This is a genomic window from Mucilaginibacter sp. dw_454 (assembly GCF_018449775.1).
Classification (GTDB): Bacteria; Bacteroidota; Bacteroidia; order Sphingobacteriales; family Sphingobacteriaceae; genus Mucilaginibacter.
In genome coordinates this window covers 326,542-353,220 of the sequence record NZ_JAAVVB010000002.1, presented here as the reverse complement: position 1 = coordinate 353,220, position 26,679 = coordinate 326,542, and the positions used below count along the sequence as shown (strand labels likewise).

The window sequence follows — 26,679 nt, the reverse complement described above, 5'->3', positions numbered from 1 at the left end:
TCGATATGACATTTCTGTTTATTTATCAAACCAAGCTACTTTCATTTCGTATTTTTGGGCGATATGTTAACCCTTCGCCAGTTATTTTTAGCCAACAACGCGCAAACGACCGATTTCCCGCTGCTGCTTGAATTTGAGCGGGCCGAAGGTGTGCATTTGTATGACTCGGCCGGTAAAGGCTATATCGACCTGATCTCTGGTATCGGTGTAAGTAACCTGGGGCACAGTAATCCAAAAGTTATCCGGGCAATCAAAGACCAGGTAGACAAATACATGCACCTGATGGTTTATGGCGAATATGTGCAAACCCCACAAGTGCGCTTTGCCGAGAAATTGACGTCTATATTACCCGGTAACCTGCAATCGGTATACTTTGTAAATTCAGGCGCCGAAGCAGTTGAGGGAGCATTAAAACTGGCCAAACGTTACACCGGTCGCCAACAAATTATCGCTTGTAAAAACTCTTATCATGGCAGCACCCACGGCGCTTTAAGTGTAATGGGTAATGAGGATTTTAAACAAGCGTATCGCCCTTTGTTGCCCGGCGTTGGCTTTATCCAATTCAATAACATTGATGATTTAAGTTTAATCACCGACCAAACCGCTTGTGTAATCATCGAAACAGTACAAGGCGAGGCCGGTATCCGCGTACCTGATTACGCCTATATGCAAGCCCTGCGCAAACGCTGCGACGAAACCGGCACCTTACTGATCCTGGACGAGATTCAGGCCGCTATGGGCCGTACGGGTAAGCTCTTCGCTTTTGAGCATTTTGATATTGTTCCTGATATATTATTATTGGCTAAAGCGCTGGGCGGCGGTATGCCGGTAGGTGCTTTCGTGTCGTCCAACAAAATTATGAGCGCTTTAAAGGAAAATCCTATTCTGGGCCATATCACTACGTTTGGCGGTCACCCGGTTTGTTGCGCTGCGGGCCTGACAGCTTTAGAGGTTTTGTTGGATGAAAAGCTGATAGATACCGTAGCCGAAAAAGAAGCGTTGATGCGCAGCTTGCTTGTTCATCCAGCCATAAAAGAAGTAAGAGGCAAAGGCCTGATGCTGGCCGTTGAACTCGAAAACTTCGACATCAACAAAAAAATTATTGACCGATGCATTGCCAATGGGGTTATTACCGACTGGTTTTTGCATTGCGACAACGCCATGCGTATTGCTCCTCCCCTCATCATCACTACCGATGAGATTAAAAAAGCTTGTGGTGTAATTATTGACGCTGTTAGCTTCTATTGTTAAGCCTGCGTTAAATTTTCCTGCCAGCTATAATTACAGCTGTTTTCCACAATTCTTGGTATGGTTTATGCAAATATAGGGCATACTACCGAAAAGTGCATTTAAACTAATAAAAAGCCGTTTTTAACGGCACAAGTGCACTCTTTTTTAGTCACTATAGAAATATTTCGCAGGAAAAACATACTGACCCATGACCAGATCTACAATACTACCAAAAAACATGAAAATAGCTTATATATCAACCTACCCACCCCGAGAATGCGGAATTGCTACTTTTAATCAAAACCTGATGCGGGCCATTGGCTCAAATTTTCCGGAGCGCAGCGGCTTGCTAAAAGGCGATTTTGTAGTTGCACTGAATGATTCTGAAGATGTACATCAATACGAATATCCTGAAGAAGTTAAATATATCATCCGTCAAAATCACCAAAAAGACTATATCCGCGCAGCAAATTATATCAATACCAGTACGGCCGATGCAGTAATATTGGAGCATGAGTTTGGTATTTATGGTGGCGAAAGCGGCATCTACATTCTGCCATTGATCAATCGTTTAGAAAAACCATTGATCTCTATATTACATACTATTTTAAAAGATCCGAGTTACGTACAACGCGTTATTATTCGCGAGATAGCTGAGCAATCATCCAAGATCATTGTAATGAGCCAGCGTGCGGTAGAATTCTTGATCAACATATATGATATACCTGCCGACAAAATACAGATCATTGAGCATGGCGTACCTGACGTGGAAGCACCGGAAGACAACCCGGTTAAAAACTTAACGCCGTTTAAAAATCGTCGCGTATTATTGACCTTCGGTTTGATAAGCCGTAACAAAGGTTTAGAAACCGTAGTACGTGCGTTGCCGCGGATTGTTAAAGACCATCCGGATGTTATGTATGTGGTATTGGGTAATACCCACCCGGGCGTTATCAAAAACTCGGGCGAGGAATATCGCGATCACTTAAAAACTTTAGCTAACCAATTGGGCGTAGCGCAAAACCTGGCGTTTATCAATAAGTTTGTAGTCGAGGAAGAATTGATTCAATATCTATCTGCCTGCGAGATCTATGTTACGCCATATCTGAACGAGGCCCAGATTACCAGCGGAACTTTATCTTATGCAGTTGGTTCGGGTGCCGCAGTGGTATCAACCCCATATTGGCATGCACAAGAATTACTGGACCATAACCGTGGTCGACTTTTCGATTTCAAAAATTCTGACGCTTTAGCCGATATAGTTATCGAGCTGTTAGATCAGGAAAGAGTTATCAATGAAATGCGCCAAAATGCATACGAATATGGATTACATTTACGGTGGCCGGTTGTTGGTGCAGAGTTTATCAGAGTTGCGCAGGAGGCCAGCTACGAGCACGATTTTAGAGATAAGATCCTGAAAAACAGCATCGTCGATCCGGAAATCATGCCTAAGTTCAGCCTGGCACACGTGCTGCGTTTAACTGATGACACTGGTATTGTACAACATGCTAAATACGGTATCCCTAATCTGAAAGAAGGCTATTGTTTAGATGACAATGCCCGTGCGTTGATCATGGCCTTAATGGCTCATAAACGTAGCGGCAGTCGCGAAGCATTTGAATTGCTGCCAATTTACCTGAGTTACATTCACTACATGCAAACCGACGACGGTAACTTCCGCAACTTTATGAGCTTTAGTCGCCAGTATCTGGACGACGTTGGTTCTGAGGATTCATTCGGCCGTACGGTTTGGAGTTTAGGTTATTTGATAGCAAAAGCTTCCAGCAATTCATACAAAGAGTTTGCTACCGAAATTTTTCAGGCTTCGTTCCCTCACTTCAAACGATTGGTACACTTAAGAGGTATGGCCAACACTATTATCGGTATAGCTTTGTACCTGGAAGTGCATCCAACTGATGAGGGCATGACCAACGAGATGATCAGGCTAACTACACCGCTGATAGACGCCTACGATGCAAATCACGCCGACGACTGGCATTGGTTTGAAGAAACCATGACTTACGACAACGCTATCCTGCCATTGGCTTTATTGCACTCATCACAAATAACCGGCAACGAGCGTGTTAAGGAAGTGGCTTTAAAAACCATGAACTTTTTGGATAATCTTACCTTATCAGCCGGCTATTTAACGCCGGTTGGTAATGAAGGTTGGTATACCCGCGGTGGCAAATTCCCGCTGTATGACCAGCAGGCTATTGAAACGATGGCGATGGTGCTGATGCACTTCCAGGCTTATCAAATTTTCAGAAAACCGGAGCATATCGAAAAAATGTTCTTGTGCTATAAATGGTTCCTGGGCGAAAACAGCCTGCGTGCCCCATTATATGATCACGAAACCAAAGGTGGCTGCGATGGCTTACTGCCAACCGGCATTAACCGTAACCAGGGCGCCGAAAGTACACTGGCCTACCTGATATCGCACTTGACTGTGTTAGAAGCATTTGAGCTGGAATACGAATACAACCGTTTTCCGCAAAAATTAGTGGGCGCAAAATAATGAAGGCTGCTGTTTTATCACCTGTTGCCTGGCGCACACCGCCCAGGCATTACGGGCCGTGGGAGCAGGTATCGTCAAATATTGCTGAAGGACTGATTAAGCTAGGCGTTGAGGTTACACTGTTCGCTACCGGCGATTCTATTACTGCCGGCAAACTGGAATCGATCTGCGAAAAAGGTTATGAGGAAGATCGCGGGCGCGACGCCAAGGTACTGGAATGCCTGCACATTAGTAACCTGATGGAAAAGGCCGGCCAGTTCGATATCATTCATAACAATTTCGACTTTTTACCGCTTACTTATTCGCGGTTAATCAAGACGCCGATGATTACTACCATACATGGTTTTTCATCCAAGCAGATCATCCCGGTTTATAAGAAATATAACGATATCAATAATTATGTATCGATAAGCAATAGCGACCGTAGCCCGGATCTAAACTACCTGGCCACTGTATACAATGGCCTAAATACTGCTGACTTTGAATTTAACGATAGGCCGCAAGATTACCTTTTGTACTTCGGCCGCATCCATCCTGACAAAGGCACTGCCGAAGCGATTGAAATAGCCAGGAAAAGCAAGCGTAAACTGCTAATTGCAGGTATTATCCAGGACGAGAATTATTTTAAAGAGAAAATAGAACCGCAGCTTGATGAGGATATAGCCTACGTTGGTAGCGCCGGGCCAGAAAAACGCAATGCGCTTTTGGGCAATGCCATCGCCCTTTTACATCCTATCAACTTCGCCGAGCCATTTGGTTTAAGTGTAGCCGAATCGATGCTTTGCGGTACGCCGGTTATCGCTTTTAATAAAGGCTCTATGCCGGAATTGATCAAAGATAACGAAACAGGCTTTCTGGTCAACACCGTTGATGAAGCGGTTGAAGTAGTAGACGAATTAAAAAACATTAATCGCAAAACTTGCCTCGATTGGGCGTCTTCACAATTTTCGACAGAGAAAATGGCTGGTGATTATTTTAGATTGTATCAACAGATATTGGAAAAATAAACCAAGAAGCGTTGTCATGCTGAGCCCGTCGAAGCATAGCGGGTAAGGCCCAACGCTCATCCTTCGACGGGCTCAGGATGACACCCACTTTAGAAACTCACAACAAACAAAAAAGCCGAAGCAAAATAAATGCTTCGGCTTTTTGCTTAGTAAATGGCTTTATTATTTAGCAGAGCATCCGCTTTTTCTTTAGCGGCTTTTTCTTTGTTTACTTTCTTCATCTCTTTTCGGTCTTCGATCACTACAGCACCATCCTCTTTAAATTTGGCAATCAGCTCATCAAGATCAATCTCGGCAAACGAGGTCGAGTAATCAGACAATCCGTAAGGAATGATCAGTTTATTATTGTTGATGATTGATCCACATGAATAAATTACGTTTGGTACATAACCTTCGCGCTCGTCGCTGTTTGGGATCAGGATAGGCTCTTTTAGGCGACCGATTTCCACTTCCGGGTCATCTAGCTTCAGCAAGCTTGCGCCTAACACATAACGACGCATTGGGCCCACACCATGTGTAATCACTATCCAGCCATGTTTGGTTTCAATTGGTGAGCCGCAGTTACCTATTTGTACAAATTCCCAGCTAAATTTGGGTTTTTGCAGCAAGATTGGTTTCTCCCAGATATTGATCTTGTCCGAGTACATGATGTAGTTGTTGCAACCATCAATACGCGATATCATAACATATTTGCCGTTAACTTTGCGAGGGAAGAGCGCCAGGTTTTTATTCTGCGCACCGTCGCCGTATAATGGCATGATCTTGAAGTTATAAAAATCGTTGGTCTGCAATAGTTTTGGCATAATCAATGCACCATCGTAAGCGGTATAGGTGGCGTAATAAACGCAGCTGCCATCCTCATTTATAAACTCCACAAAACGCGCGTCCTCAATACCTTTGCGCTCATATTCTGATATCGGGAAGATCACCCGGTCAGATATATCAGTATCCAGCGAGAAAACGATCTCGTAGTAAGAATCGGCCAGCCAAAGTACTTTATCGTACTCCAGTTTCTTCATATCACTTTCCTGCAGCTTCTGCGAATCAAGAATGATGCGGCGCAGGTTAGAGTATTCAAAGTGATGATCTAATTTTGATTCCAGCTCATGCAGCACATCAATATTGATCTGCGTGATGGCTGCTTTGTCAAAAAACAACTTCTTATTATACACCGCGTTACGCACAATTTCGGCTTCGTCAATATAATTACCGGCCGGTAAAACGGTGATATTATTATTTTTGTCGATGAGCGCGCGGCGGAAGGTAATTGAAGAAATGTGCCCCTCGCCCACTGCCCTGAAGCTCATGATCACGCGGCGTTCGCCTTCGGTTAGCTCGGTTTGATCCGGGTCCTGTACTATCGACGGGTTAAAAAATGCCGCCGACTCGATAGAATACTCGTGCGTGAAATAAGAGCCTATCAATAGTTTGCGATAAACAGTAAGTGTATCGTAATCTATATTCAATTCTGAAAAGAAAGGCTTTAGTTTGCTGCAGTGGCGATTGAGTACGCGGGTAATATTACGGTGCCGTTTAGAGTACTCCTGTAACAACGGCGATATGATGCTGAACGCCTCTTCTTCGCTGATGCTGATAACGCGCTCAAGGACTTCTTTGGCGCGGTCATTACCGTTGAAAAAGAATCTTGCAATAACACGTTTGGGATCTGGATTAACTCTTACCGGCTTTCGTTCAACAGATAACTTCATAAATTGTATTAAGTGGGTTCAATGTTTTAACACACGCATGCTCAAATTGATTTGGCTAATTTGCTTTTTTAGCGCGAAAAACAGGTTTATTTATCAGGCTCAGGCATAAATGGTTTTATACCATGCTGTTTCGCTTGATCAAATATGATTTAAGGATATTATAATAACCATCACTTATAGCGGCATCTACCAGGTCAATATGGTATTGCGCGCACTTCAGCTCTAATTGATGCTTATAGTTATGCAGGGCAGATTGATAAGCTTCGCGGATTTTGCCTGGATGAACCTTAACCTCTTCGCCACTCTCTATATCTATAAAATGATGCGGGCGATTATCAAAATTAAAATCGTGCTCCTTGGGTTTGTCGGTAACGTTAAAGATCACCACCTCGTGCTTATTGTATTTTAGGTGCTGAATAGCGGCAAACAAGTCATTCATTTTTTCTGAATCGAGGTTATTCTCCAACATGTCGCTAAAAATAATCACGAGCGAGCGTTTGTGAACCTGGTCGGCCACCTGGTGCAGTACTTTGGTAATATTTGTCGTAGTGTTTTTCTTTGGATTATTGTATAATTTCTGTAGCTCGGCATACAAGTAAAATAAATGTGCTGAAGTCGATTTTACGGGACTAAGCCAATCCAGCTGATCTGAAAAAAGACCCAAGGAAAAAGCATCGCGCTGTTTTTTGAACAGGTACATCAGCGACGCGATAGCATTAATAGAAAACTGTAGTTTATCGGTCCCTTTTTCAGGGAAATTCATAGATGATGAGGTATCCAGCAATAAATAACAGCGCAGGTTAGTCTCCTCTTCAAACTGCTTTACAAACAGCTTATCGGTGCGGGCCATCAGTTTCCAGTCGATGTTTTTTACCGACTCGCCGTTGTTGTACAGCCGATGTTCTGCAAACTCCACCGAAAAACCGTGAAACGGGCTTTGGTGCAGGCCGGTTATAAAACCTTCAACCACCTGGCGGGCCAGGAGTTCAAGATTGGCTAACTGCCGTATTTGCTGATCGTCGTTTAACTGAGACATAATAAACTAATGTAGTTATACCCGCCTAAATTGCATAAAAAAAGCGTCACAATACTTGTAACGCTTTTTTATACTTTAATATATAAAGATTAAGCTAATTGCTTATCTAATTTACCTGCTAATACAGATTTTGGAACGGCGCCAATTTGTTTATCAACGATCTCGCCGTTTTTGAAGTACAATAAGGCGGGGATGTTGCGGATACCATATTTTACAGAGATACCCGGGTTGTTATCAACGTTAACTTTACCTACAACTGCTGTATCTGCGTATTCTTTCGATATTTCTTCAACTACCGGACCAACCATACGACAAGGGCCACACCATTCTGCCCAAAAGTCAACTAATACCGGTTTATCTGATTTTAGCACAAGCTCCTCAAAGTTTGCGTCTGTTATTTCTAAAGCCATGATTTTTTAAATTAAAAATTTGTGTTACAAATATAGACTATTCAAAAGGCTTGCCACAACTGCTTACCTGACATTCTGACAAAGAAATTACTAACAATAGGCCATTTATACACTTTGGTGATGAAGTGGCTAAAACACTCACCTATTTTGTCATTTCGACCAAAGGGAGAAATCTATACACGAGCTATTCCGAGCTACTTAGCGTGTGTATAGATCTCTCGCTATAGCTCGAGATGACAAGTAAATTAAATCAATTCAGCACCGGCTGCGCATTCGTCAAATTAAAAATATCAGCCATCAAATCATCACTTGGGTTAACCTTGTACGCTTTTGAAGGCATTTCTACATGCATACCTTCGCCGCTTATTCGGAAACGGAGCGTACAGTTACGCATAGGGTATTTTTGAGCATTCATTTCGACGATTTCCTGGATACCGGTTAGCAGATCATCATTCAAAGCATTCAAATCCAGGTTAACGGTGATCGACTTAGTCAGTTTATCGCGCATCTCTGTTAACAGAGCCACAGTACTGATCCGCAAATCCCAGTTATCTTTCTGGCGAAATTTCTCTTCGATATTACCTTTAATGTGCAGGAAATAGCCATTAACCATCAGAGCCTTGTGTTTGATATAGTCATCGCCAAACAAAGCAAACTCGTACGACTCATTATAGTCCTCCAAAACAAAGGTACCGAAAGGCTTGCCGGTCTTGGTCATTTTATGCTGGGCGTTACCTACCAGGCCGCCTATGGCAACCTCGCCACGCTTGCGCAATTGTGCAAAGGCCGCCATTACTTCTTCGCCACCCTCGCCCGAACGCGCTTTCTGCATGTTCTTCAGGTCCTTGATATCAGTGTTGCAATAACGCTCAAGTTCCAGTTTGTAATTATCTAATGGGTGACCGGTCAGGTAAATACCAATGACCTCTTTTTCGTATTTTAACTTTTCTATCAGCGCCCACTCTTCAGCCTCGGGCATAGCCGGTTCCGGTATATAAGATGCTACCGAACCACCAAACAAGGATGACTGTGAGCTATTCTGCGTATTCTGATAATCGTTAGCGTATTTAGTTAAACGCTCTATGCCCGTCATCTGTACGGTTTCAGATTTGGCAAAGAATTGCGAGCGGTTTAAGCCGAAACTATCGAAAGCGCCACCATAAACCAAATTTTCATAAGCTTTACGGTTAACGTTGCGCGTATTCGATCTTTGTGCAAAATCATAAACTGTTTTGTAAGGGCCGCGCTCAATGCGTTCTTCAATAATGCTTTCAACCGCTTTTTCACCCACACCCTTAACGCCTGTCAAACCAAAGCGAATAACGCCTTGTTTATTAGGCGTAAACGCCATATAACTTTCGTTAATATCCGGACCCAAAACCTCCAAACCCATGCGGCGGCACTCTTCCATAAAGAAGGTGATCTTCTCCATGTTATTCTGGTTATTTAAAACCGCTGCCATATACTCGGCTGGGTAGTGGGCTTTTAGGTAGGCCGTTTGGTAAGCCACAAAAGCATAACAGGTGGAGTGCGATTTATTGAACGCGTACTGGGCAAATGCTTTCCAGTCGTTCCATATTTTGGTGAGTTTATCTTTGGGGTGACCTTTGGCAATGGCGCCGTCCATAAACTGAGCCTCCATTTTGTTCAGTACCTCAATTTGTTTCTTACCCATGGCCTTCCGCAACACGTCGGCGTCGCCTTTACTAAAGCCGGCCAGTTTTTGCGACAAAAGCATCACCTGCTCCTGGTACACGGTAATACCGTAGGTTTCGCCCAGGTATTCCTCCATATCCGGCACGTCGAAGGTTATCGGTTCGCGGCCATGTTTACGGTTAATAAAGTTGGGAATGTACTCTATTGGTCCCGGTCGATAAAGCGCGTTCATGGCTATTAAATCCTCAAACTTATCGGGTTTCAGATCGCGCAGGTACATTTGCATGCCGTCACTTTCAAACTGGAAAGTACCGTTGGTATCGCCACGTTGGTAAAGCTCAAAAGTCTCCTGGTCATCCAGTGGGATGTAATCTATATCTATTTCAACACCATGATTCAACTTGATCAGTCGCAGCGCATCTTTTAAAATGGTCAGCGTTTTTAAGCCCAAAAAGTCCATCTTAATTACGCCTGCATCTTCAATTACACGGCCGTCATATTGCGTAACTAACAGGTCAGAATCTTTAGCTGTAGCAACGGGTACTATATCCGTTAAATCATAAGGTGCAATAATAATACCCGCTGCGTGTACGCCGGTATTACGTACAGAGCCTTCCAGTTTTTCAGCCTCGCGAAGTACGATACCTTTTAGATCGTTCGATTTATAGATAGCATCCAGCTCCGGCACCTGCTCAATCGCCTGGCGCAAGTTAATGCCCAGCGTGTCGGGTACCAGTTTCTTGATAGCTGTAACGTCAGACAACGGCATATCCAGCACACGGCCCACGTCCTGGATACTGGTACGGGCAGCCATAGAGCCGTAAGTAATAATCTGTGCTACCTGGTTCTTGCCGTATTTATCAACCACGTAATCAATAACTTTCTGGCGGCCGGCATCGTCAAAATCCGTATCAATATCGGGCATCGACTTACGATCGGGGTTCAGGAACCTCTCGAACAGCAGGTTATATTTTATAGGGTCGATATTGGTGATGCTAATACAATATGCTACTACCGAACCCGCCGCCGAACCACGTCCCGGACCAATGAATACGCCCATGTCGCGCCCGGCTTTAATGAAATCGGCAACGATCAAAAAGTATCCCGCAAAACCCATAGTACGGATGGTAAACAGCTCGAAGTTGATCCGTTCTTCAATTTCGGCAGTTAAATCGCTGTAACGCTGACGTGCCCCTTCAAAAGTTAAGTGCTTCAGGTATTCCCACTGATTCAGTGTGTCATAATCAGGTGTAAGTTCGCTGTGAATCTTAAACTCGTCCGGGATAACGAAATTGGGCAGCAGGATGTCGCGCTTCAATTTCAAAACTTCTACCTTGTCTACAATCTCGTTGGTGTTATCTAATGATTCAGGCAGGTCATGAAACAGCTTGCCCATTTCTGCCTGGGTCTTAAAATAAAACTGGTCATTCGGGAAACCAAAGCGATAGCCTTTACCACCTTCTTCGTCGGTAGCTATTGGCGTGCTTTGCATATCGCCGGTGTTTACACACAGCAAAATATCGTGCGCGTTTGAGTCCTGCTGATCCACGTAGTGTGAATCGTTAGAACAGATAACCTTTACATTATATTTCTTAGCGTATTTTAATAATACATTATTGATGATTTCCTGCTCGGGGATTTCGTGGCGTTGCAGCTCGATGTAGTAATCCTCACCAAACAAATCTAACCACCATTTAAATTCGTTTTCAGCTTCTTCGGGCGTCCCTTTTAAGATAGTTTGCGGTACAGATGCACCAATACAGCAAGTGGTTGCAATCAACCCTTTGTGGTACTTTAATATCAACTCCTTGTCAATCCTCGGCCATTTGCTATACAAACCCTCCATGTAACCGTAAGAACACAGCTTAACCAGGTTTTTATAACCTTCGGGATTTTTAGCAAGAAACAGCTGGTGGCGGCGTATGTCTTTCTTTTCTTTGGTGAACTGCTTTTTGTGCCTATCTTCAACCACATAAAACTCACAGCCTACAATAGGTTTAACATTATGCTTACCTGCCTCTGCCACAAACTTAAACACACCAAACATATTACCGTGGTCGGTAATAGCCAAAGCCTTCATGCCATCTGCTGCTGCCTTTTTATATAGCTTGGATATATCAGCAGCACCATCAAGTAATGAAAACTGGGTATGTACGTGTAAGTGCGAAAAATCGGGCATCGTCTGTTCTATCTCTATTTTTTGTACGAATACAAATTTACTAAAAAACAACTTGGCGTTTCGGGTTGTTGAAAAAATAGAATCAAGAGTCGAGAATCAAGAGTCAAGAAAGATTGGCTATTATCTTGACTCCTGGTTCTTGGGTCTTGCCTCTAAATAGCACGCTATTTGTGTAAGTAAGACACATCACCGTTTAACCTTTGAAAATTATATAAAATTGGGACGATTTGGACGTATAGCTCTAAAAACTATTCTTTGGATAATTGCAAGTGTTACCTTTCTGGTGCTGCTTGTAGTTATTTTGATACAGGTACCTGCCGTGCAAAACTTCGCGAAAGACAAGGCGGTAAGTTTTTTGCAAAATAAAATCCATACCAAAGTTAAGATAGGCCACATCAGCCTGGGCCTGCCCAAACTGCTTGTTTTAGGCGATGTTTATTTTGAAGATCAACACAAAGACACACTCATAGCCGGCGATAAGCTGAAAGTAGATATCAGCATGTTGCAGCTATTGCACCATAAGGTGGAGATCAACGAGATTAACCTGCAAGGCATTACCGCTAATATCTACCGCGGCAAAGACAGCGTTTTCAACTTCGACTATATTTTTAAAGCGTTTGCCGGCGAACAGAAAAAAGAAGTTAAGCCTGCCGACACTACGTCGACCATGAAATTCTCGATGGATAAGATCATTTTGGATCGTATCAACATCAAATATAAAGATTTGACTACGGGTAACGATGTCAAGTTTATCCTCGGCCATTTTGATACCCGCATTAAGTATTTTGATCTGGATAAGATGAAATTTACTATCCCAAAGATCAATCTATCAGGTGTACAGGCACAGATCATCCAAACACCAATAGGTTCGTCGATTGCACAAGCTGCCAAGGTAGACACCGCTGTTAAGCCATTAAACATGGATTTGAGCCTTGGTACAATTGATGTATCCAAGATCAATGTGGTTTATCGCAGCGGCGAAATGGCGGCTAATGTAAATCTGGATAAATTTTTGGTGGAGATGGACAAGATCGACCTCAAAAATCAAAGGGTTGGTATCAAAAGCATTGAATTAAGCGACACCAAAGCAAAGCTTACTTTAGCTAAACCAAAAACGGTTACTAAAGCAGTGGTGAAAGCCATTAAGAAACTGGACACCATCGCCGCCAATCCGCAAAGCGGGAAGGGTTGGTCGGCTACTTTGGGCAAGATCGTTTTTGCTAATGACGATATTCAGTTTGATAACGACGCACAGAAACCTATTGCTAAGGGGCTTGATTTTGGTCACATGCACATTCGCGCCCTGAACGCCGATGCGGAGAATATTTCTTATAACCCCGATACCATTTCAGGTAATATCAACGCGTTTACTTTCAATGACAAAAGCGGGCTGGCAATCAATAAGTTTCATACCAAATTTTTCTACGGACCAAAGAATGCTTATTTGAATGATCTATTGGTTGAAACACCGAATTCTGTTATTCAAAAACAGGTACAGGTTAGCTATCCATCCATAGCGGCGATTTCTAAAAATATCGGCTCGTTGCATATCAATGCTAATGTAGACGGCACTAAAATCAGCCTGAAAGATGTTTTATTTTTGATGCCTACCATGGCCAGCATGGAGCCATTTAAACATTCATCAAACTCAATATTCAGAATTGATGGTAAGGTTGAAGGTGCGGTAAATAACCTGGATATCCCTGAACTGGAAATTCGTGGATTGAGTAATACCCATATCAAGGCATCGGCTAAACTGAAAGGTTTGCCTGATATGAATAAGGCTTACTTTGATGTAAACCTGGCCGATTTCACTACAAGTGCCAGCGATATAGCCAAACTAGCTCCGGCGGGCACCATTCCGTCCAGCGTTAGTGTGCCGGCGAGCATGAATTTGAAAGGCACCTTTAAGGGTGGCATGTTCAACTTTAACACTAAGCTTAACTTACGTTCTACCTATGGCGCGTTGGATCTGACTGCGACTTTAAAGAACGGTAACAATAAAAACAACGCCACTTACTTTGCCAATATCAAAGCAGCCAATTTAAATGTAGGCGCATTAACCAAGCAACCTAAAATGGTGGGCATGGTGACCATGTCGGCCAATGTGAAGGGCCGCAGCCTGGATCCTAAAAAGGCCAGCCTGCAGTTTGATGGCAAGGTAGCCCAGGCGTATGTTAAAGGCTACAATTACAAAGACTTGATTTTAAAAGGTACGGCTACTAATGGCAACTATGCCGTTGTATCAAGCATGGCCGACCCTAATATTCACTTCAAGCTGGCTGCCAGGGCTAACATGAATAAAAAATATCCGTCTATCAAAGCTAATTTGGTGCTGGATAGTTTGAATTTGCAGGCCCTACATTTCACCACTACCCCAATGCGCATTCATGGTACAATTGTAGCTGATGTGCCAACCGCAGATCCCGATTACCTGAATGCCAATGTTAAAGTAAATGATCTGTTAGTGGTTAATGCGGATCAGCGCATTCGCATTGATTCCATCAGTTTAGTATCGACCGCTAACGCAGATAGCAGCTCGTTGCGCTTAAAAACGCCATTCCTGAATGCACGTCTGAGCGGCAAATATAAATTAACACAAGTTGGCGACGCCATGCAGGATATGATCAATAAATATTTTGACACCAGCCTGGGTTCGGCTAAGCCAAAAGCCAAACCAACTTACTCGCCGCAACAATTTACGTTTGCGCTACGCGTGGTGAAAACCCCACTGGTTGCTCAGTTTGTGCCGACATTGAAACAGCTCGACCCAATCAATATTACCGGCAAGTTTAACAGCAGTACCGGCGAGTTTACCGTGAACGGCACCATGCCTAAAATTGTTTATGGTACCGATATCATTAATAACGGAAAACTAAATATCAACACCGCCAACAACGCTTTAAACTATAATTTAACTGTCGATGAGGTGAAGATGTCGTCATCGCTGGATTTACTGTTCCCGAGTATTAGCGGTAGTGCTAAAGACAACAAGCTCAACATCAGCGTGCAGGTGCGCGATGCTTCACGCAAAGAACGTTACCGAATTGCAGGCGTTTTTAGCGCCATGCCTAACGAGTACCAATTTAGCTTCCTGCAAAACGGGGTAATGTTTAATTATATCCCATGGGCCGTTAATGCTGACAACTCGCTTCAATTTGGCGGCAAAGGCATCCTGGCGCATGATTTTAGCTTGACCAACAGTAACCAGGTATTGAGCGTTAATAGCGCCTCGACTGAATATAACTCGCCGATAAAAGTAACCTTCCGCGACTTCCATATCGAAACATTAACCCGCATGGCGCAACAAGATTCGTTGCAGGTTGGCGGTGTGATTAATGGCGATGCCAACATCAGCGACTTTCAGAAAGCAATGAAATTTACTGCCGATTTAAAGATCAGCGATTTCAGTTTTAAAGGAGATACCGTAGGTAACATCGCCCTAAACGTAAATAACCAGACCGACAATGCTTACGCTGCCAAAATGAGCATCACCGGCAAAGGCAACCAGGTTGATCTGCAAGGCGTGTATTACACCAGCCCTGAAAGCAAATTTGATTTGGATCTGAACATTGTGAAGCTGAACATGAAGAGTATCGAAGGCTTTAGTTTTGGCAATATCCGCAATGCCAAGGGTACCATTACCGGCGATCTGAAGATTACTGGAACCACTGATGCGCCGGTAATACGGGGCGATGTCAACTTTAACCAGGTGGGCTTTAACGTGAGTATGTTGAATTCTTACTTCACCATGCCTAAAGAAACCATCACCTTCAATGAAGATGGCATACTGTTCAGGGACTTTACTTTGGTCGATTCGACTGGTAATAAAGCTGTGGTTACAGGTACGCTCTATACAAAAACCTATACCGATTTTAAATTCGGTATTGATATTAACGCCACTAACTTCAGGGCGGTTAACTCAACTGCTGCCGACAACAAGCTGTTTTATGGCAAGCTATACATCGACACCAAAATACAGGTCCGCGGTACACAAAACTCGCCGCGTGTTGATGCGAACTTAACCGTGAATGATAAAACCGACATGACCTTTGTGTTGCCTCAAACCGATCCGGGTATAGAGGACAGAAAGGGTGTCGTCGAGGTTATCAATGAGAATGCACCGAAGATGGACTCCATCCTGATGGCGCGAAAACTTGACTCGCTGAAACAATCCAGTTTAAACGGACTGGATGTTAATGCGACTATCAACATCAACAAGGCGGCTAAATTTACTATCGTGATTGATGAGCGTAACGGCGACGTGGTGCAACTACAAGGCGAGGCTAAGCTAAACGGCGGCATTGACCCAAGCGGCAAAACAAGTTTAACCGGTACCTATACTGTCGAAGATGGCTCATACAACCTGGCTTATGCCACCGTGAAACGTACTTTCAAGTTTAAAAAAGGCAGTTATATTACCTGGACCGGTGACCCTACCAGTGCAGATGTAAACCTGACTGCTATCTACGTGGCTAACGTCCCTCCTATCGATTTGGTAAATCAGCAGGATGACGGCAGCACCAGCTCAACCATGTTGAAGCAAAAGCTTCCGTTTAATGTATTGCTTAACCTAAAAAATCAACTGCTTAAACCGGATATCAGCTTTGATATTGTGTTACCTAACGACAATTATACCGTATCGCCTGATGTAATTTCTCAAGTTAACACCAGGCTACAGCAAGTGCGCCAAGACCCTAACGAGATGAACAAACAGGTATTGGGCGTGTTGGTGCTGGGCCACTTTATTGGCGATAACCCATTGCAAAGCCAGGGGGGCGGTACAGGCATTAACGGTGCTATCCGCAATAGTGTGAGCGGTTTATTATCAGATCAATTAAACAAACTGGCCGGCAATCTTATCGGTGGCGTGCAACTAAGTTTCGACTTGACATCGGGTGCTGATTATTCTACCGGGACGCAGCAAAATCGTACCGACCTGAATGTGGGCTTATCTAAACAGTTCCTGAATGATCGATTAACCGTTTCCATCGGTAACAACTTTAACCTGGAAGGTCAAAATCAACCGGGCCAAAAAACTACCGATATAGCCGGCAACCTGTCTGTAAACTATAAGTTGACGCAGGACGGCCGCTATATGATTCGCGCTTACCGTAAAGACGAGTTTATTGTGGTTGAGGGCCAGGTGGTTGAAACCGGTGTGGGCTTCTCTTTAACGTATGAGTATAATCGCTTTAAAGAATTGTTCCGCAAAAAATCCCGACAAGACAAACAGTTGCAGAAAGAATATAAGGAAAAGCAAAAAGAAGACAATAAAGAGAAAAAAGCTGCCGACAAACAACATGACGAAAATGTAGCACCTGTAACGCAACCAAGCGACAAACCTGCGGAACAAAAAGAAACCTCAAACTAACCTATGACTAAACTTAGATACATACTTGTTATTTTATTCGTTGGCTTGGTAACCGCCTGCAGCACTACAAAATACCTGGCGCCCGGCCAAAAACTGTATACCGGTGGCGAAATAAAAATTACAGATAAGCAAAATTCTAAAAAAGGAGATATAGGCCCCATAACTGCCGACCTGACCTCATTGCTGCGCCCCGCGCCTAATGCTACCATATTGGGTATGCGCTATAAGCTTTGGATCTACGATAAAACACGTACCAATAAAGTACGCGGACTGAAACACTATTTAAACACCCATTTAGGCGAGCCACCGGTACTGATCAGCTCTGTGGATCTGGTGAAAAATAGCAGCATTCTGCAAAACAGGCTGCAAAACAAAGGCTACTTTTTAGCACAGATAAGTGGCGATACCGTCAGCAAAAAAAAATCAAAACTGGCTAAAGCAGTTTATACCGTACAAACCGGACCGGCTTATCACTACCGCCAAATCAGCTTCCCTACTGACAGGGACGATTTGGATACCGCCGTTGCCGGGACAGCCAAAGAGAGCTTGTTAAAGGTTGGCGATCGTTATGACCTGGACGTGATTAAAAACGAACGCATCCGTATAGACGCCAAGCTGAAAGAAAGGGGCTTCTTTTATTTCTCGCCCGATAACCTGATCATGCGTTATGATAGCACCAAGACCGATCATGGCATCGACATGTTTGTGCATGTAAAAGAAACAACGCCCGATCAGGCCCGTTGGATCTATAGCATCCGCAACATCTATGTTTACCCTAAATATTCGCTGAGAGATACCTCACTTAAGTTGGATTCGGCACAGCATTATGCCTGGTATAACGTCATCGACCCAAAGAAAACCGTGCGTCCGTTTATATTCAAAAACACCATTTTACTGCACCCTAACGATATTTATAATCGTACCGAGCATAATAACAGCTTGAACCGTTTTATAGAATTAGGTCCGTTTAGTTTTGTGAAAAATCGTTTTGAAGACGTTACGCCCGATTCGCCGAAATTGGATATTTATTATTTCCTAACGCAGGCCAAGCGTAAATCACTGACCGCCGAGATCATTGCCCGCCAAACATCGGCCAACTACGATGGTACGCAGTTTAACCTCACCTTCAGAAACAAGAACGCCTTTAAAGGCGGCGAGCTGTTTACACTGAATTTCTTTACCAGTACAGACAAACAGTTTGGCAGCTATAATAACGGTTTTAACGTGTTTCAATTTGGTGTGCAGCCGTCATTGGTATGGCCGCGTATTGTGGGTCCGGTTGATATAAAAACCGACAATGCCTACATCCCAAAAACTATCCTGACTACGGGCTATACGCTTATTGATAGAACAAAGCTATACCGGCTAAACTCTTTCAATGCTGCGTTTGGCTATCAATGGAAACCTAATTTACATAAGCAGATCAACCTTAATTTATTAGAGTTTACTTTCGTCGATGCCGAGCACGTCAGTCAGCTGTACCAGGATAGTATCCGCAAAACGCGTAACCCAACACTCACGCACGTTATTAATAACCAGCTAACGTTTGGGCCAAGCTACAGCTATACCTATGATAACTCGACCGAGGAATTCAGGACCAATAGTATTTATTATAATGGCAAGGTCAGCTTATCGGCCAACCTGTATGGTATTATTACCGGGGCAGATACCCTGGCCGGCAAACCTAAAACCATATTTGGTACGCCATTTAATCAATACGTTAAGTTAGAAAACGAGATCCGCTTTTTTCACAAACTGACACCGAGCCTTAAACTAGCCACCCGGGCATTGGTTGATGTTGGCTTACCTTATGGCAACTCCACCATATTACCCTACTCACAACAATTCTTTATTGGCGGGCCTAACAGCTTACGCGGCTTCCAGGCACGGTCAATTGGCCCGGGTTCATATTATCCGCCAACCTCGGTAACCAATGGCACCCAGTTTCTGCCGGACGAGTCGGGCGATATCAAGTTAGAGGGCAACATCGAGCTTCGCCAAAAACTGTTTAGCATTGTTGAAGGAGCAATATTTACTGATGCCGGTAATATCTGGCTGATGAAGAGCCACTATGGCCTACCCGGCGCAGCATTCAGCAAAGATTTTCTAAAGCAAATGGCGGTTGATGCAGGCTTCGGTTTGCGTTTTGACCTGTCTGTACTGATATTACGTACCGACTTTGGTTTCCCATTAATTAAACCGGGATCATCCAACACGGGTGTTATTGATGGTGTTGATTATACCGGCTCGGGCTGGCACGGATCAAACATGGTGTTTAACCTGGCTATTGGTTATCCATTTTAATTTTCTAATGAGTGAATTAGCGGATGTGTGATTGAGTGAATGTTAGCACACAGCTTAATTATTTAGTTAAGGTCCTCATCGGCATGTCTTTATATAACTTGTAGTAGGTTATAGAATGCACTATGGCGATAAAAAAAAGAAGGGTTAAAGGATAAGCGCCTAAATTTATTTTTATTGAGCTAAAACATACAGAGTAAACAAACTTGACGATAGTATCTAAAAGGATTATTGCCATCCCTAGCCAGCCCACATTTATGTTTTCTATCCAAGTTCTGGCATCTCCCATATAATCTGGCGTTACTTTAACATTGTCGATCCCAAATACCCGCTTTTTGATAATCATTGTTCCTTGGATAAATGAAGGGATTAGCCAAATTGCTACTTCTATCGCTGTAAATCGAGTGTCGTTATACGCCACATTTCGTATCAGCATATAAAATCCAATAGTACCGAGCACAATTATCGGTGTTACGAAAGAAGTTAAGCATCCGGCGGCAATAGTGAAATAGTCTTTTATAAATTGCTTTATGGCAAGCCCGCGGTATTTGGCTTCTATTTTCTTTAAACCGTTGGTGCCGCCCAGTTCGCTTTCAACAATATTATTTAAGGCATCGTCAATATCTATATCTTGAGGTAACGTCTCAAGCGAAGAAAGTATATGGTCATATACTTCATCATACGTGTCTTTATATTTCAACAGGCTACGTAATTGCTGCCGTATGAGTACTAGCTGACTTGGCGTAAGTTTCATGGAATATATCGTGATAAGGTTTAGGTTGGGTATTGATAAACAAGAATGTTTATATAAAATAAACAATTTGCTTTTCGTCTGTATAAAGTTTGTAATAAGCCATCATACTTAATGCCCCTATAAAAATCACGACTGTTGAAACCTTATTTGGCAGTACCTGATTTGGTGTTTTGTTATAATAACAATCTACGATTTGATACAATAAGAACGGGAAAAAGGCTATGACAACGGATCCCGCGGATATGACATTCGACTTAAAATAGCCAAGCAATGGCTTTGATTTAACCGGTCGCGTTTATTTATCGCTATCTTCTTCATCAAGAACACTAAAACTGGTGCCATTATACAATACAAATTAGATCCATGTTGAACCTGCGCAAATAACGGTTTCATCCATACACATAATAGCGTAATCATAACAGCTGCAGCTAACAAGGGCAAAGAACTCAGGCATTTCCATACCGAGTTAAAATATTCACCGATAAATTCTTTAATCATAGTGTTTATTCGCCTGGCTTCGAGCGAATAGATATTGTTTAGCCCTCCAAAATCACGTTCAATGATGTGATGCAGGGCAGCTGTAAAGTCGGCGTTGCAGGGCAACTCCTCTAACGATGATAAAATATGATCATACACTTCGTCATAAGTTTCCTTGTATTTAAGGACAGGGCGTAGTGTTTGCCTGATAGATTCTTGCTGGCTTACAGTTGGTTTCATTATGATATCCGGTTTACTGTTTGCGCAATCAACCTTCTTGACGATTGGATATAGCTTGAATTGATCATCATAAAAAACACCAGGATGGTCATCATCACTACAGGCGGCAGATGTTTGATTATTTTAAAATTGTCATCCTCTCCCATTAGCTCGGTTACAATCATGGGCAAATAAATTACACTGTTAAATAAAGTCATCGGTACCATCATCTGTGCCATTAAGTATTTTTTAATCAGCGAATGTTTACCCTTCATGGTTCCGATTTTGCCGTAAAGCGATAGAAATACTACCAGGATTGGCGTTATGGCCATTAAAAATATTGCGCTGGCAAAAATTCTGTTTACCAGTCTTACATTAGGTAATTGAAAAGCGATAGCCAACAAAACCACAGCAATCAAAAGCGTTTTCCAGTTAAATTGCTCTTTTAAATTATCGTAGAAAATCTTCCTTATTTTTTTATGATATAGTTTTTCCTCTTCTTCTGCCAATGACTCTATCCCGACGTAGCCGCTAAAATCATCGTCAACTACATTTTGAAACAAAATGTCAATAGCTCTTTCATCGCCTGCGCTGCGTCTTTCCTCAATGGCTGTCAAAATATGATCTAATATTTCATCATAGATCTCCTGGTATTTAATCACGTAGATCTGCATACGCTCTTTTATCCAAATTATTTCTTCTGTCGATAGTCTCATTTCACAGCAGGTTTAAGGCTCAACAAGGTTTGCAGCTGATCGATAAAAGCTTGCGCTTCAGTCAGCTTGCTGGTTACTTCTTTTCCCCCTTCTTCGGTAAGGCGGTAGTATTTGCGTACACGGTTATCAACTACCTGGGTAAAGGTCTCTAAAAAACCGTCGGCTTCCAGTTTGTGCAGTGCCGGGTACAAAGCGCCCTCGGTAAGCATTACATCGCCTGCCGAGATCTCTTTTACTTTTTGGGTGATTTCATAGCCGTACATCTCGGTATTATCTTCCAACAACTTCAGGATGATGGTTTGTAATGATCCTTTTAAAAACGGATTAGTGCTCATATAGCACAAATATATAATCATTTTATATACATAAGCAAATTATGTATATAATTTTTAAAGCTTAGATAGTAACAAATGCGCTATTGATTTAAAACCGGGGCTACATTTTATTAATATTGATGGCCGATCTTAGCCGACTTATTAATAACCATCATGAAAAAATATCTATACCTTTTATTTGCTATCGCCATTCAAACCGCTACTGCGCAAAACAAAATTATGGTTACCGCTCATCGCGGCGATTGGCGCAATGAACCAGAAAACTCTTTAAGAGCTTTTCAGTTTGCTGCGGCTTTAGGTGTGGATATGGTTGAACTGGATCTGAAGAAAACAAAAGATGGCGTGATTGTGATCATGCACGATAACACCATAGATCGCACCACCAACGGCAAAGGCAAACCATCTGATTATACTTTAGAGGAACTTAAAAAATTCAGATTGAGAAATGGGATGGGACGTGTTACCGATAACAATGCTATACCTACGCTTGAAGAAGTTATGCTGGCGTTGAAAGGCACAAATACTATGGTTAACCTGGATAAAAGCTTTGATTATTACCAGGAAGCTTACGACATTTTGATAAAAACCGGCACCTTAAAGCTTGCACTATTTAAAGCCGAGGTTACTTTTGCTACCCTACAAGAAAAGTATCCGCAGCTAATTGGCAAAATAACTTACGGACCGGTAGTTAACCTGGATAAGCCCGAGGCTAAACAAATCATTGTAGACTATCTGAAAAACATGAAGCCGTATTCGTTCGAGTTAAACTTTACCAAAGATACCTCGGCAATATTGGCTGATAATAAATTTATTACCAAAACCGGGTCGAAGATCTTCATTAATTCGCTTTGGGCATCGCTTAATGCCGGGCATGACGACGATACCGCGGTTGAGCTAAACAACAAAAAAGATAGCTGGGACTGGATCATGGACCATGGCGCCACCATCATCCAAACCGACAGACCGAAATTGATGCTGGAATATTTAAGAAGCAAACACCTGCATAACTAAACAACACGGAGCTTTTAAAACCAAGAAAGCCGCTCAATGAGCGGCTTTCTTGTCTATATCAAATCCGAAATCTTAGATATCAATCTTAGCATATTTGGCATTTTTCTCAATAAATGCACGGCGCGGAGCAACCTCATCGCCCATTAACATAGAGAAAGTATGATCGCACTCGGCTGCATTTTCAATGCTGGCTTGTTTCAGCGTACGTTTGCTTGGATCCATGGTGGTTTCCCATAGCTGTTCGGCATTCATCTCGCCCAAACCTTTGTAACGCTGCACGTGTACGCTATCTTCTTTACCGGCACCTTTAAGGCGTTGTATAGCTTTATCGCGTTGCTCGTCATTCCAGCAATATTCAAACTCTTTACCTTTTTTAACCTGGTAAAGCGGTGGCGATGCAATGTAAACATAGCCGGCTTCGATCAGCTCCTTCATATAACGGAAAAAGAAAGTTAAAATCAGCGTGGTAATGTGCGAACCATCCACGTCAGCATCCGTCATGATCACAATTTTGTGGTAACGCAGCTTAGTAATGTTTAAGGCTTTATCATCTTCGGGCGTACCGCGGCTCACGCCCAAACCGGTAAACATGTTCTTGATCTCCTCGTTCTCATAGATTTTATGCTCCATGGCTTTCTCCACATTAAGGATCTTACCCCTTAACGGCAATATAGCCTGAAACTCGCGGTCGCGGCCCTGTTTGGCAGTACCACCCGCCGAGTCACCTTCGACAAGGTATAATTCGCATAATGCCGGGTCGCTGTTAGCGCAATCAGAAAGCTTACCCGGTAAACCCGAGCCGCCCATTACACTTTTACGCTGCACCATTTCGCGTGCCTTACGCGCAGCCGCACGGGCCGTAGCGGCCAATACAACCTTGCTCACAATCATGCGGGCCTCTTTAGGATGCTCTTCCAGGTAGTTACCTAAAATTTCGCCTACGGCCATATCCACTGCGCCCATCACCTCGTTGTTACCCAACTTACCTTTGGTCTGGCCCTCAAACTGCGGCTCCTGCACTTTTACAGAAATTACGGCAGTTAAGCCCTCGCGGAAGTCATCACCTGTAATTTCAACTTTAAGGTTCTTTAACAAACCTTCTTTATCGGCATAGCTTTTCAGCGTACGGGTTAAACCTCTGCGGAAACCAGCAACGTGTGTACCACCCTCATGCGTGTTAATGTTATTTACGTAAGAGTGTACGTTTTCTGTATAGGTATCATTATACTGCAAAGCCAGCTCAACCGGGATACCTTGTTTTATACCATCAACATAAATAGGCTCAGGTATGATAGAGGTACGGGTACCATCTAAAAACTTAACAAACTCACTTAATCCACCTACAGAATAAAACTCTTCTGTTAAGAAAGAACCATCTTCGTTAGGCTCGCGCTCATCGGTTAAAGTTAACCTGATACCTTTATTCAGATAAGCCAGCTCGCGTAAACGGGCGGCCAGTGTATCAAATTTGTATTCGGTAGTCAGGGTAAATATCGTAGCATCCGGCTGGAAAGTCTGGGTGGTACCGGTACGATTTGATGTACCAATTTCTTTCACCTCAAACAAAGGTTTACCTTCAGAATATTCCTGGGTAAACATTTTTCCTTCGCGCTCAACCACGGTTTTCATATGGGTTGACAGCGCATTAACGCAACTTACACCCACACCGTGCAAACCACCGGATACCTTGTAAGTATCTTTATCAAACTTACCACCTGCGTGCAGCACGGTCATTACAATTTGTAGTGCCGATACTTTTTCTTTGGTAGTGATGCCGGTAGGGATACCACGGCCATTATCGACAACGGTTATGGAGTTGCCTTTGTGTATAGTAACATTTATAGTATCGCAGTAACCTGCTAAAGCCTCATCAATAGAGTTATCTACAACCTCATACACCAGGTGATGCAGACCTTTAACGCCTGTGTCGCCAATGTACATGGATGGGCGCTTACGTACCGCCTCTAAGCCTTCTAAAACCTGTATATTATCTGCCGAATAATTTGATTTGTCTATATTTTCTTCGCTCATATTTGGTTAAAAAAATAACGTTCTCCAATACGGAGTTGCTAATCAACAAAAATACGAATTTTGGCGCACATTACCACTACTGTTGATAAAATGGGCCCGTGTTAATATACTTATACGGAGGCCAAAAATCAAGTTCAAATTTTTACTGTTTTTGACGATGATTACAGCCTTGCAAATGATTAGGATACTTAATTTGAAAGTTTATCTTTGTGAAATTTTTTATTAAAAAAACTGCCCGAAAGGGCTCAGTACAGATCATCAAAAACAATCCCATTAAATGAAAACTACAGGTTCTATCGTTACAAAGATCACTTTAGGTTTAGCGGTTGCTGCAAGCGTTGTTGCCTGCAATAACAACAAACCTGCCGCGGCTCCGGCTGCTGCAATCGGCACCACTACCCCCTCAGAAAAAGGAACAACCGTATATATCAACTCTGACACCTTATTGGCGCAATATAACTACGCTAAAGACATGCAGGCACGTTTAACCGAAAAAGGTAAAGCTGCTCAAAGCGAAGTTGCTTCAAAAGGACAGGCTTTACAGCGTGAAATTGCCGACTACCAAAAAGTAGCTGCAACTTTAGCTGCCGATAAACGTCAGGAAACAGAGCAACGTTTACAGCGCGAGCAACAAGAGTATCAGCAATTTCAACAAAACGAAGGACAGGCTTTCCAGGCCGAACAAGCCAGCGAAACCAACAAGCTGTTCCAAAAAACTGCCGATTTCGCTAAAGCCTACGCTAAAGATAAAGGTTACAAATTGGTGTTAACTTACTCAAAATCTGCTCCGGGTGTATTGTATGTAGATCCAAGCCTTGACGTAACTGCCGACGCGGTAAAACAACTGAACGACGCTTACACGAAAGACAAAAAATAATTGGTGGATGTGCAAATATGCAGATGTGCGGATGTGCAGATGCTGAGCGCTTCATTAATTTCGATATTTAAAAACCTCAACCTAACGTTGGGGTTTTTCTTTTAATTTGCAAGTATAATACCCTCTTTCCGCCAAAGGCGAAGAGAGGGTCGACCAGCGAAGCGTAGTCGGGGTGAGTCCTCGATAGGCAGGTTAACAAAGCCGCTTCAATGACTCACCCGGTCTTTGCTTCGCTCGACCACCCTCTCTTCCGCAAGCGGTAAAGAGGGTTATGGGAGACTTGTTGTCTTGTCTCTTGATTCTTGACTCTTGATTCTAACTATGGACCACGAAAAATTTATGCGGATGGCGATTGAGCTTTCCGAAAACAGTGTAATACAGGGCAAAGGTGGCCCCTTTGGCGCGGTGATCGTAAAAGATGGCGAGGTGGTTGCCGGCAGCGCTAACATGGTGGTACCTAATAACGACCCTACCGCACATGCCGAAGTATCGGCCATACGCCTGGCCTGCCAAAAACTAGGCGATTTCAATTTATCAGGCTGCGTGATCTATACCAGCTGCGAACCCTGCCCCATGTGCCTGGGTGCTATTTATTGGGCACGATTAGATAAGATCTATTACGCTAACACCAAAGTTGACGCCGCAGACATAGGCTTCGATGATAAATTTATTTATGAGGAACTGGATTTGCCGATGGCAGACAGGAATTTACCGATCGTACAGTTGCTGCGCGATGAGGCTTTGAATGCCTTTAGGATTTGGAGTGAGAATGCGGGGAAAACGGAGTATTAATAACCCCGGCGAACTGCGGGTGTCACCCTGAGGCACTCGAAGGGTGA

At 43.2% G+C, this 26,679-nt stretch carries 17 protein-coding genes; 8 read left to right on the top strand and 9 right to left on the bottom strand.

Annotated elements, in window-relative coordinates:
• Nucleotides 1-63 precede the first annotated feature (63 nt).
• From HB679_RS08720 to HB679_RS08710, 3 genes are all read left to right on the top strand, one after another.
• Nucleotides 64-1,251 (top strand): aspartate aminotransferase family protein, encoded by a 1,188-nt coding sequence (locus HB679_RS08720; protein WP_214071578.1) that lies wholly within the window; start codon nt 64-66, stop codon nt 1,249-1,251.
• Between the two features lie 217 nt (nt 1,252-1,468).
• Nucleotides 1,469-3,748, top strand: a complete 2,280-nt coding sequence (locus HB679_RS08715) for a glycosyltransferase family 4 protein (protein WP_214071577.1) — start codon at nt 1,469-1,471, stop codon at nt 3,746-3,748.
• Nucleotides 3,748-4,755 carry a glycosyltransferase family 4 protein gene (locus tag HB679_RS08710; protein ID WP_214071576.1) on the top strand — a complete coding sequence of 336 codons (1,008 nt, stop codon included), beginning with the start codon at nt 3,748-3,750 and terminating at the stop codon, nt 4,753-4,755. Before HB679_RS08715 ends, HB679_RS08710 begins: the two co-directional genes overlap by 1 nt.
• Before the next feature lie 146 nt (nt 4,756-4,901).
• On the opposite strand, the gene HB679_RS08705 is transcribed toward HB679_RS08710, so the two are convergent.
• The 4 genes from HB679_RS08705 to dnaE all read right to left on the bottom strand — a co-directional run bounded on the left by HB679_RS08705 (nt 4,902) and on the right by dnaE (nt 11,745).
• A complete protein-coding gene (locus tag HB679_RS08705) occupies nt 4,902-6,464 on the bottom strand; it encodes a glycoside hydrolase family 130 protein (RefSeq protein ID WP_214071575.1) in 1,563 nt (520 codons plus the stop codon).
• A 115-nt stretch (nt 6,465-6,579) separates the two neighbouring features.
• Complete coding sequence (locus HB679_RS08700) at nt 6,580-7,500, bottom strand: DUF58 domain-containing protein (protein ID WP_214071574.1); 921 nt, start codon at nt 7,498-7,500, stop codon at nt 6,580-6,582.
• A gap of 89 nt (nt 7,501-7,589) precedes the next feature.
• Entirely contained in the window at nt 7,590-7,910 is a 321-nt protein-coding gene (trxA, locus tag HB679_RS08695; protein WP_214071573.1) for a thioredoxin, read from the bottom strand.
• A gap of 250 nt (nt 7,911-8,160) precedes the next feature.
• Entirely contained in the window at nt 8,161-11,745 is a 3,585-nt protein-coding gene (gene dnaE, locus HB679_RS08690; protein ID WP_214071572.1) for a DNA polymerase III subunit alpha, read from the bottom strand.
• 217 nt (nt 11,746-11,962) lie between these two features.
• Between dnaE and HB679_RS08685 the strand changes: the two genes are divergently transcribed.
• Complete coding sequence (locus HB679_RS08685; RefSeq protein ID WP_214071571.1) at nt 11,963-17,119, top strand: translocation/assembly module TamB; 5,157 nt, start codon at nt 11,963-11,965, stop codon at nt 17,117-17,119.
• A gap of 3 nt (nt 17,120-17,122) precedes the next feature.
• Nucleotides 17,123-19,423, top strand: a complete 2,301-nt coding sequence (locus HB679_RS08680) for a BamA/TamA family outer membrane protein (RefSeq protein ID WP_214071570.1) — start codon at nt 17,123-17,125, stop codon at nt 19,421-19,423.
• A 58-nt stretch (nt 19,424-19,481) separates the two neighbouring features.
• On the opposite strand, the gene HB679_RS08675 is transcribed toward HB679_RS08680, so the two are convergent.
• The 4 genes from HB679_RS08675 to HB679_RS08660 all read right to left on the bottom strand — a co-directional run bounded on the left by HB679_RS08675 (nt 19,482) and on the right by HB679_RS08660 (nt 21,921).
• Nucleotides 19,482-20,174 (bottom strand): hypothetical protein, encoded by a 693-nt coding sequence (locus tag HB679_RS08675; RefSeq protein ID WP_214071569.1) that lies wholly within the window; start codon nt 20,172-20,174, stop codon nt 19,482-19,484.
• A 219-nt stretch (nt 20,175-20,393) separates the two neighbouring features.
• Entirely contained in the window at nt 20,394-20,891 is a 498-nt protein-coding gene (locus HB679_RS08670; RefSeq protein WP_214071568.1) for a hypothetical protein, read from the bottom strand.
• Entirely contained in the window at nt 20,891-21,586 is a 696-nt protein-coding gene (locus HB679_RS08665; protein WP_214071567.1) for a hypothetical protein, read from the bottom strand. The genes HB679_RS08670 and HB679_RS08665 overlap by 1 nt, the downstream gene beginning before the upstream one ends.
• Nucleotides 21,583-21,921 carry a PadR family transcriptional regulator gene (locus HB679_RS08660; protein WP_214071566.1) on the bottom strand — a complete coding sequence of 113 codons (339 nt, stop codon included), beginning with the start codon at nt 21,919-21,921 and terminating at the stop codon, nt 21,583-21,585. The genes HB679_RS08665 and HB679_RS08660 overlap by 4 nt, the downstream gene beginning before the upstream one ends.
• 153 nt (nt 21,922-22,074) lie before the next feature.
• Between HB679_RS08660 and HB679_RS08655 the strand changes: the two genes are divergently transcribed.
• Complete coding sequence (locus HB679_RS08655; RefSeq protein ID WP_214071565.1) at nt 22,075-22,932, top strand: glycerophosphodiester phosphodiesterase family protein; 858 nt, start codon at nt 22,075-22,077, stop codon at nt 22,930-22,932.
• A gap of 72 nt (nt 22,933-23,004) precedes the next feature.
• Here the strand turns inward: HB679_RS08655 and gyrB are convergent, their stop codons facing one another.
• Nucleotides 23,005-24,963 (bottom strand): DNA topoisomerase (ATP-hydrolyzing) subunit B, encoded by a 1,959-nt coding sequence (gene gyrB / locus HB679_RS08650; protein WP_214071564.1) that lies wholly within the window; start codon nt 24,961-24,963, stop codon nt 23,005-23,007.
• Between the two features lie 277 nt (nt 24,964-25,240).
• Between gyrB and HB679_RS08645 the strand changes: the two genes are divergently transcribed.
• Nucleotides 25,241-25,840 (top strand): OmpH family outer membrane protein, encoded by a 600-nt coding sequence (locus HB679_RS08645; protein ID WP_214071563.1) that lies wholly within the window; start codon nt 25,241-25,243, stop codon nt 25,838-25,840.
• A gap of 321 nt (nt 25,841-26,161) precedes the next feature.
• A complete protein-coding gene (locus HB679_RS08640) occupies nt 26,162-26,632 on the top strand; it encodes a nucleoside deaminase (RefSeq protein ID WP_214071562.1) in 471 nt (156 codons plus the stop codon).
• Nucleotides 26,633-26,679: the final 47 nt, after the last annotated feature.